Source organism: Rhodococcus sp. T2V (genome assembly GCF_029269925.1).
GTDB lineage: Bacteria > Actinomycetota > Actinomycetes > Mycobacteriales > Mycobacteriaceae > Rhodococcus_F > Rhodococcus_F koreensis.
In genome coordinates, this window is record NZ_JARJBD010000049.1 from 62547 (window position 1) to 71842 (window position 9296).

Annotated in this window: 6 protein-coding genes and 1 pseudogene; 3 read left to right on the top strand and 4 right to left on the bottom strand. The window is 61.1% G+C overall.

The annotated features are described in order from the left end of the window. The first annotated feature begins 42 nt into the window (after positions 1-42). Positions 43-969, top strand: coding sequence for an alcohol dehydrogenase catalytic domain-containing protein (locus tag P3H15_RS32395; protein ID WP_276140972.1), 927 nt, complete (start codon positions 43-45; stop codon positions 967-969). A 224-nt stretch (positions 970-1193) separates the two neighbouring features. On the opposite strand, the gene P3H15_RS32400 is transcribed toward P3H15_RS32395, so the two are convergent. After that, positions 1194-2987 (bottom strand): CocE/NonD family hydrolase, encoded by a 1794-nt coding sequence (locus tag P3H15_RS32400; RefSeq protein WP_276140973.1) that lies wholly within the window; start codon positions 2985-2987, stop codon positions 1194-1196. Positions 2988-3422: 435 nt separating this feature from the next. On the opposite strand from P3H15_RS32400, the gene P3H15_RS55835 reads away from it, so the two are divergent. Next, positions 3423-3992, top strand: a complete 570-nt coding sequence (locus tag P3H15_RS55835) for a class I SAM-dependent methyltransferase (protein ID WP_369426211.1) — start codon at positions 3423-3425, stop codon at positions 3990-3992. 11 nt (positions 3993-4003) lie between these two features. Here the strand turns inward: P3H15_RS55835 and P3H15_RS32405 are convergent, their stop codons facing one another. From P3H15_RS32405 to P3H15_RS32415, 3 genes are all read right to left on the bottom strand, one after another. Beyond that, positions 4004-4663: a TetR/AcrR family transcriptional regulator gene (locus P3H15_RS32405; RefSeq protein WP_276140974.1), complete on the bottom strand. Its 660-nt coding sequence runs from the start codon at positions 4661-4663 to the stop codon at positions 4004-4006. A gap of 677 nt (positions 4664-5340) precedes the next feature. Then, a complete protein-coding gene (locus tag P3H15_RS32410; protein ID WP_276140975.1) occupies positions 5341-5646 on the bottom strand; it encodes a hypothetical protein in 306 nt (101 codons plus the stop codon). Positions 5647-7091: 1445 nt separating this feature from the next. Beyond that, positions 7092-8468 (bottom strand): MFS transporter, encoded by a 1377-nt coding sequence (locus tag P3H15_RS32415; RefSeq protein WP_276140976.1) that lies wholly within the window; start codon positions 8466-8468, stop codon positions 7092-7094. A gap of 420 nt (positions 8469-8888) precedes the next feature. Between P3H15_RS32415 and P3H15_RS32420 the strand changes: the two are divergent. Further along, positions 8889-9234 (top strand): annotated as a pseudogene (locus P3H15_RS32420) (IS110 family transposase); the annotation flags it as partial. Positions 9235-9296: the final 62 nt, after the last annotated feature.

Here is a 9296-nt window from a genome sequence, read left to right on the forward strand (position 1 = left end):
TGCGACAGCTAGACGGTTGTCCATTTCAAAGAGAGAAAAATCTTGCACGCATGGCGTTTTCAGTCTGGAAAGGATCTCACGTGGCAAGCGGTCCAAGATCCGAAGGCCGGACCGGGTGAAGTTGTCATCGAAGTGGCAGCAGCCGGGATGTGTCACACCGATGTCAGCCATATCGAGAGCGGTGGAGCGCACCTTCCGCAGCAACCCTTCACCCTCGGCCATGAAGTCGCGGGACGGATCTGTGAGGTGGGACCAGATGTACGAGAGTGGCATGTCGGGGATCGCGTCGCTGTTCTAGCGAGCACCTCCGGGCCCGGCTCTGCGCGCGACGGAGGTTACGCCGAACGAGTACTCGCCCTGGTCGACGAGCTCGTCGCAATACCGCCGAACGTATCCGACATCGATGCCGCCGTCGCGACCGACGCAGGGGTGACCGCCTATAGAGCAGTCCTCACCAAGGGCGAGGTGGAGTCCGGCACACGTGTTGGCATCATCGGCCTCGGCGGCCTGGGAATCCTCGGCGCCCGGATCGCTGTCGTCACCGGAGCAGAGGTCTTTGCCGCGGACCCGAGAACTGCTCCACATAAAATTGCACTCGAGCAAGGGATCACCGAGTGCTCAACATCAATCGTTGATTTCTCCGACCGCGACCTCGATGTGGTCATCGACTTCGCCGGCATGGATACAACAAGAGATGCCATTAAGGCCGTCCGTCCCGGAGGCCGCGTGGTGCAGGTCGGGATCGGGAAGTTCGAGGCGACGCTGGATCTCTTCGACGTCCTGATCAAGCAACCTGAGTACACCGGAACTGCAACCGGAACGATCGATGATCTCAACGGTGTCCTCGACATGGTGGCTGGCGGCTACCTACATCCGGTGATCGAAGAAATCGGCTTCGGCGAGATCCCGGCCGGCCTCAAGCGACTAGCCGCGGGCGAGGTAACCGGCCGCCTCGTTGCCACTCGCTGATCGAGCGAGCACCAGCACGGTGTGCGGACCATGCGTTACAACGGGCTGCAATTTTGCAGATCGCTGCTAGCGACACGAACTGGCGAATCGTGCGTCTTGGTCGAAGGATGGAACCTTCGGTCATAAGCGGCATCAGCAGAATGAGTTCCGCGACCGCGCGTGTGGCGTGACGTCCGCGATTTCGGGTGGCCGCCTCAGTTGGCACCACCCGAAATCGTCATCGATCAGTTGGCAGCGGTCGATTCAATCATCGTAAGTGTCACTTCGGATGGCCGATCTGCATCATGGAAGACTTCGAAGTCGCAGGGCTCATAGGCGGTGCTCGACGCGAACGGGTCTCCTGTTCCGAGATTGCGCGCGTATCGCGGGAACGCGCCCCCACTCACTTGCACTCGAATTCGGTGCGTGGCCTTGAATCGATGAGCCGTTGGCGACAGTTCGACATCAACGGCCAGGATCCCCTTCTCAAGCTCCTTCACATCCGGGGCGGGCACTGTCCTCTGATCGAGGCGGCGAATCCCATCGATCACATTTCGCGATACGCCCTTCGGATCGACATCGCAAACCCTGACGAAGAGGTCCGCATACGGCAGACTGGTTCGTAGGTAAATTCGAGCGCTAGCCACTCCGACAATGTCCGTGTCGGTTGACAATGGCTCGCCCGTGAACACGAGTACGTCGGAACGCCTTTCGATCTCCTTGTTGTCGATCTGCAGTCCCCCGGGTTTGAAGGATGGTCCGCCGACGGTCGGAGTGGGGTCTGACGGGTCATACGTGAATCGGCTAGGGGCGCACGCACTCCGTTCCTCGACCTGCGAGCCGTCGGATGTCTTCTGTATGCCAGGAGACGGTTGCCCTTCCGCCGGTCCGAGACGGTACGTCAGCTTTCCGTTGCTCTGCAGCGCGACAGATACTGGCGTGGCTTCTGCCGGAGGCCAGTTCTCGAACTCGAGCCAGGTGTCCGCTTGCTGCAGGTAGAGCCGGACAGGAGCGCGAGAGGGGGCTGGCCCCCCTCGAAGGTTGTGATCGAGAAACTCGATGTCCTCGCGAAGGGCGTAGCGAAGTCGCCCAACGCTGCCGTGCAACCATGGCCCTACTCGCAGTCGGGCATCCACCCCCGCCTGCCTTAGCCTGCGGTAGTCCTCGAGTTGCGACTTCAGGAACAGGTCCCCCCACCCGGTTGTCATATTTGTGGGAGGCATCGTCGCATAGTCGATTCCGCTATGGTCGGCTACAGCCCAGTATGTGTCGCCCGGATCGGCGTGGTGAACGACATCACGCCAGAACGGTAAGGGCGCACCAAGGAGAGCCGAGTCGGCGCGTCCAACCGGGAGACTTCGAAGCACCTTCCGGACCCTACTGTTGCGTCTGGGATGCGGCAGCAACGTCAGCAGCGGATTTGACCGTTCCTGCCGTGCGATAACCGACGAGTACTCGAGTGCGGTTTCCAGGCACGGCACCCCGTGATCGTAGAAGGCAGAGGTGATGTCGGCGGCTGTGACATTCGGTGCTACGGCGGCCAGCGGCGGGTCGACGTAAGGTGCGACCGCCCACTGCACGTGGCCGTTGTAACTGTCCCCCGTCATTGCGACTTGACCATCCGACCATGGCTGTCGCCGAACCCATGCGACGGTCTCCACACCGTCGTCCTTCTCTGTTGTGAACGGCCTGAATTGCCCGCCGGACCCGAACGTGCCACGGGTTGACTGGAGGAAGACCTGAAACCCTCTGCGCGCTAAAGGCGCAGCCGCGGTCATCTCTACAATCCCCTTCCGTCCATATGGGCTACGGATGAGAACCGTCGGCTGCGGTCCGGTATCGGCCGTTGCGCGATACAGGTCGCCGAGCAGCACGACCCCATCGCCCATCGGAACCTCGATATTGCGTTCCACGTCGTACGGGACGGCCGTACTCGAGATGTTTAACGCTCTGTCGAGCACCTTGCCGGCAGTCCGCGCGAGTACCCCGACTCGCGGGTGCGCGGCGCCGCCGAGGGGCGCGGCTTCCTTCTGGTCCATTTGTTCTCCTATGCGTCGGCGGTGCAGACAGGAATCTGAGAGTTGAGTGTCTGGCAGTGTTTACAGCATGGTCGGGTACCGCATCTTCCACCACCCTCGAATGGGGGGATTGCGGGCCAGCCACTGCGCCGACCACAGCTCTGCACTGTAGAGCCTCTCTGCAGGTGGCCACGCCGCCCTCCCGCCACCCTGCACCTGGGGGTTCGGCGCGGCCGAAGGAGTCGGGCGGCGCGACGAGGGGTCGAGATTTCCCACTAGCTAAGAGACCGAGGGTGTGTTAATTTGTAACGAACCGTCAGTCTATAAAAAGGTGGACTACCCGTGCCGCAGCTTGCACTCTGCCAAACGAAGTCAACGCGTCACCCGAAGGGAACGGACTTTGATTCCGACCCCTCAACCACGCGCAGTGACAGTACGGTGTTTCTTCAACAGTGGATGAAGGATCCGAGCCAGATCGGCGCGATCGCGCCCAGCTCGAACTGGCTGAGCCGGGCCATCACCGCACCCGTACCAGAGCACGGGAACCCCCTGGTGGTCGAGCTTGGAGCAGGAACTGGGCCTTTCACTGAAGAGATCCAGCGGAGAACCGGTGGCCGCGGTCGCCATCTAGCGATTGAACTCAACGTCCGCCTCGCAGGGCTTCTGCGAAAGCGATTCACACAAGTCGAGGTCGTCGAGTCCGATGCGATCAACCTCCCGGCAATACTCGCCGACCGAGACGCCGGCAAGGCGGACATTATCGTCAGCAGCTTGCCATGGTCCGTATTCACCTCGCACACTCAGCGCGACATCATGGGCGCAGTGCTTCGGTCGCTCAGCCCCACTGGGGTCTTCACCACCTTTGCATACCGCCACGCTGCACCAATTCCCGGAGCACGCCGATTCCGTCGGCTACTGAACGAGCATTTCGAGGAGGTCGTGGCGGGTCGGACAGTCTGGAGGAATCTCCCACCAGCATACGTTCTTCACGCTCGCAGACCCCGCACCATCCACCCCACTGCATAGGCGTATGCGACTCAGTGACGTGAAACGAGCCCCAGTATGCACAGGTCCACAGAGTCAGCGACGGTCTCGACGAAACCCATCTGAGCCTTCGCGATCTTGGAATCAAGCGCATATGCCTCCTGCACTGCCTGCGAGGGCTGAGAATGTGGCCACACAGCACTTGCCATCAGCAACATATGCGCGACGACCTTGTACGACTCCCTCGACGAGAGTTCCGGACACCCCCGTGTCACAAGAGCCGCCAACCGCTCAACGGTGACAACAGTCGCCTGCTTGTGCCGCAGGGCCACCTCCGCAGAGACATTCCGCTCGAGCACCGCCGCCTGTGCACTGATCAAGTCGCAAAGCACGGGCCGGGCAGCCATAGTAGCTGCCATCTGCTTCGCAAGCTTCGCACTCCGACGTCGCAGCGCGGCCTTCGAACCGACAACAATCTGCGTGAGCTCCGCTGACCATTCTTCCAACTCCCCGTCGAGCAGGACCAACAGGACAGCTTCTCGGGATTCGAAATAGCGAAGAACGTTCGACTTGGCGAGACCGACCCGCCGGCTCAACTCGTTCAGAGCCACGTCGGAGACAGGCATCTCAGCCAGCATTGCGGCAGCAGTCTCCAGAATTACCCGGCGACGCTCCACACGCTGTTCCTCGGTCCGCGCACGCTGAAAACTCACCGCCGCATCCTACAGTCCACCGATACGGATCTGCTCGGACCCACCACGGAGTCGTCCCAGACCTGACGACCGAAGAACCGTAATGATTACCCATTGGCCGCCTTCAGTGACGAACGCGTCGCCACGTGACTCGGCGCGACGAAGTCGCCGCTCGGAAAGTCGGAATTCACCGCCCCCGGCCCGGGGGCTACCTCCGCCGCCGAGTGCTCAGCTCGCGTTGACCTAGGACCGTACGGAAATCCAGCAGAGAAAGATAGCTGGCCCCGGCATCGTGATGCACCTTTCGACTCTGATCGCGGGCTGGTTCTGTGGGCGAAGCTTTCGAAGGATACGAGGTTTCATCCCCGGCAAGTTCATCAAGTTCGGACCTCCATGCTTCATGATGTCCGAGTACGGACGTCCGGGATCGGATCTTCGGCGGGTGACGGCGCCACACCCCCGCTCCGTCGCCGGCACAGTCTCTCGGGGTGACGCAATGGAGCGGCAGGTTGCTTGGCCGAGGGAATGAGGATTGAGTAGCACCAGGGGGCTACGGTTGGCGCGAGTACGGGGGTCAGTTCTGGCTCAGTGAGACGTTCAAGTTTTCCGCTGAATGGGTGGGGCGCCAGGTCACCGAGATCCTCGGATCTGTGCTCGAATGTCCGACACACTGTCTGGTGCAGATCGTCGTGCGCGGCTCACGGAACGGGAACGAGGTGGCGCATTCGCTCGAGATGCGGGTATGCGCCCGCGAGACTGCGTATCTCATCTTGATCACAGTTGGATTTGGGGATGATCTTCCACAATTTGTCGATGAACCGGCGCGTGGTCATTCCGAAGTGGACAAAGATTTCCTCCTCGGGAGGACCCCCATACGGTGCCCACATGCTAGCAAACTTGATCATGCGGTCCGCCTCGATGTCGGGATGGTTGCGAGTGCGTTTCGCGTCGGACCACGCGGCGCGACGCCGCTGACGCCATTTGCGATACTCACGAGAGTTCATGGTTTTCACATCCAATCGGGATCGAGGAAGCAAATTGCGAGGCCTCTCCACGGAGAGGTAAATGCAGGAAGTGCCAGTCGTGTTCGCCGTGACTGCCAAGCTTCTCGCGCGCCGCTTGATGTCCGATCCGGTGGCAGACGAGCCTCGTACCATCGGCGGCCGTCCACGCGGGTCGCTGGGTGAACGACACCACTCCACTCTAACAAAGTGCACTCATTGTGTACCAGCCTTGTTTGTGAGCACGACGGCACTCGGTTCTCGAACGAGTTGCCCACACCCGCGCTCCCGACCGGTCGGTTTTGCTAGCTTGGGTGGCCAAGGGCTAGGGGCGAGGTTGATGCACTCCGCGAGAAGCCTGCCATTGATGCCGATTGAGGCCTTCCCCCACAAATCCACTCACGCACTCGTCGGTGTCGACGACATCGGTCGCCCATTCGGGCAAGGCCACCACCGAGGGTCATCTGTCTGCCATCGAGTGGGCCGCCCCGTTCCCCAGGTGCAGTTCGTGATCGAGGACTGCCGCGGCGTGACTCGGCGGCTCGAGTCGGATCTGCTGCGCCGGGGCCACGCGGTGGTCCGCGTGGAAACCCGGTCGATGTCCCTACATCGGCGCAGCACCCGCCAAGCCCAGGATAATCCGACCTCATTGACGTTCACGCCGTGGCGATGGCTACGTTATTCCTCATCGGAGTCGACTGGCGACTCCAATCCGGTGGACGGGCTGTAGACGCCGGACCGGTGCGTTCGCGGACAGTTGGGCGAACCATTCTGGGAGGTCAAGCTTTTGTCTAATCACCTTGACAACTTGGTCCGTGAGAGATCGCAGGTCATCAACAGGCTTCTGCTGGCACCTTCACTGAGCTGGACCCGGAAATGCCGATTCCCGTTCGGGGGATTCCGGCGCTACTGCGTGATGGATGAGACCGCCGAACGACTGGCCGCATTCAATGGTGTCGTCGCCCAGATCGCCGGCGAAATCCTCAACCGGCGCCGACAGCTGACCAGCAATCAACGGTCTCGCGCCCCAGATCCGTGACCGCGTTCGGCATATCGCGCCGCCACTACTCGCGACCTTCGGCTGCGGAGTCCCTTCCGCCGCCGTCATCATCGGCGAGATGGCCGATGGTTCCAGGCGAAAGATGCTATGCGATGTTCAACGGACCGCGCCGATCCCGGCGTGGTCGGCCCACGAGCGAATACGCCTCAATAGCGGAGGCAACTGACTCGTGAACTCCGCACTGCACGCGATCGCCACTACTCAGGTCGCGCACAGTGGGACGGGTCTGGATTTCGTGTTCAAGCTGCAGGCGAAAGGACGACGCGGGAGACCGTGCGCCTGATGCGCCGCCGTGTTTCCAACCGGCGCGTTTCCTCCCGGCACCGGTGAGGGGGCTGGCTTGCGCGCACCCAGCCCCCACCGGCTCAAAACGGCAGATGGTTCTTGACTACGCGACCGTTGCTTCCGTTGCAATCTGCGTCGAATCCGATTCCGCCACAACATGACGACTAGCAATGCCGAGAAGTACGGCACAGACCGTGCACATCGCCGCTGGTATGACAGCCACTAAGAAGATGCTCTGCGGCGACAAGTTCATCGCCAGGAGCGCTCCGCCGATTGCCGGGCCAACGACTGATCCGACACGTCCGAAACCATTGAACCATCCTACTGCCGTTGTGCGGATCTTAGCCGGATACAAAGAAGCGCCAATCGCATTCATGCACCCGCCAGTGCCGATGATCCCGAACCCGGCGAGCGTGAGCGCGACAAAAAGGATCGGCAGCGATCCCGTAGAGACGGCGCTTATGGACACAGCCGTCGCACCCAAGGCATAGCTGCCTCCCACAATCCAGAATCGATATCCCCCCAGCCGATCGACGGCCATCCCAAGGGCCACCGCACCAAGTCCGCCCAACGTGAACATCGACGTCGCGATGATCGCAATCGACTGATCGAGCCCAGCTTCAGTCAGGACCGATGGGAGCCAGCTGAAGACGAAGAAGCTACTGATGAACTGGCACAGGTACAACACCCACAGGACAATAGTCAACGGACCGCGCCCCCCGTCGAAGAGCGATCGAAATCTCGACTTTTGTGAAGGTTGCTTCTTCAGAGTAAATATCGCCTGGCCCTCTGGTGGCAGCGCAGACGACGGCGCTATCTGCCGGAGCATCCGCGCGACCTGATCTGACCGACCAGCCAGCGTGGAAAACTGGACAGTTTCGGGAAGCAGCTTGTACATCAGGACAATAAGCACAAGCGGAAGCACTCCTCCGAGTGCGAACATTGACCGCCATCCAAGCACTGGAATCAAGAACCCTGCGGCGAACCCGCCGACAAGGCCACCGAGAGCCAAACCTGCAGAGATCAGGGTCACGATGGTCCCCCGAAGCCGAGATGGCGCCATCTCTGTGCCGTATGTAAACAAAGTAACCGGAACAGCGCCCAGACCAAGCCCTGCGAGGAGCCTCAACGCAATCATGATTTCGAGATTGGGCGCGAAGGCGGCAGCGATGTTGAACACACCGAACAGCAGCGCACCAAACATGATCAAAGGTCTGCGTCCGACCCGATCAGCCAGCGGCGCCAACAGCATGGAACCGAAGATCGTCCCAAAGACTCCAGCCAGCGCCATGGGCGTCAAACTGGCGACCGACACCTCCCAGTCCTTCGCGATCGAGGGCAACACAAAGCCGGGTATCAATGCGTCGAATCCGTCGAGGAAGCCGAACGCGAGACATGCGCCCACGGCCTTCTTCTGAGTCGTCGAAAGGTCAGCATCGTCGATGAGCTTTTGCACATCGACTGACGTGGTCTTATCCACCACGAGCCTCCATAGTCAAGAGAATTCTGGTTGTCCGGATCTCTAGTCACTGCGACATGTCACGTGCAGCGACCAGCGAACCAGCGAACTGTTTGCAGCAGGCCTCCGCAGCACCTGATCGATTTCCCTGGCGTCCGGCGGATTGACCCGCCGTTATTCACCTCAAGCGTGGAGCGTCCTCCTTGCTTAGACCTACGTCACAATGCCGCCGACCACCGCAGCGCCTTGCCCACGGGCACTACGTCGGCGATGCGCGCACGTAAAAGAGTACACGCAATTATTAGTGAGGCAAGTCATGCGATTGGTACCATGTGATCCAGCTCTCCAGTAGCTCGCGTGCATTATCTGGTGGTCGCTACCAGCATGATCATCGGCCGATCGCGGGGACGGCCCGGACCGCGGCGGTCGGTCACATCGTCGAATCTGCAGATCACCGAACTTGAGGCCGAACTGGCAACGCATTTTGCGTCACACCCGGACGCCGATATCTACCCCTCACCGCCAGGACTTGATACTCGGCGGACGCTTGGTGAGTTCGGGAACGACTGGTGGCTACACCACCGCCAAGTGCCGCAGAAACTACGCCGGCACCTTGCCTCTGACCGTCACGTCCGGGAAGAACGCGCGGTGCTCGCCCGCCACGTCCGAGGGCAGGCGCCTCTACGACGCCATCGACCAACGGGCGTTCTGCATATTGTCGTCCAGTTTCCGGTGCCCGGACTTCTGCGACCAGCGACGCGATGCCGGCGACCAGCACCGCCAAGCCCGAGATCCTAGAGCGTGTCTGCTATTTGCGGACGCGGTGATGGATGACGAAGGCGGCGAGGA

Excerpts from the sequence above, each read along its gene's own strand:
- P3H15_RS32400 (WP_276140973.1), bottom strand. The coding sequence starts at position 2,987 with ATGGACCAGAAGGAAGCCGCGCCCCTCGGCGGCGCCGCGCACCCGCGA.
- P3H15_RS55835 (WP_369426211.1), top strand. The coding sequence starts at position 3,423 with ATGAAGGATCCGAGCCAGATCGGCGCGATCGCGCCCAGCTCGAACTGG.
- P3H15_RS32410 (WP_276140975.1), bottom strand. The coding sequence starts at position 5,646 with ATGAACTCTCGTGAGTATCGCAAATGGCGTCAGCGGCGTCGCGCCGCG.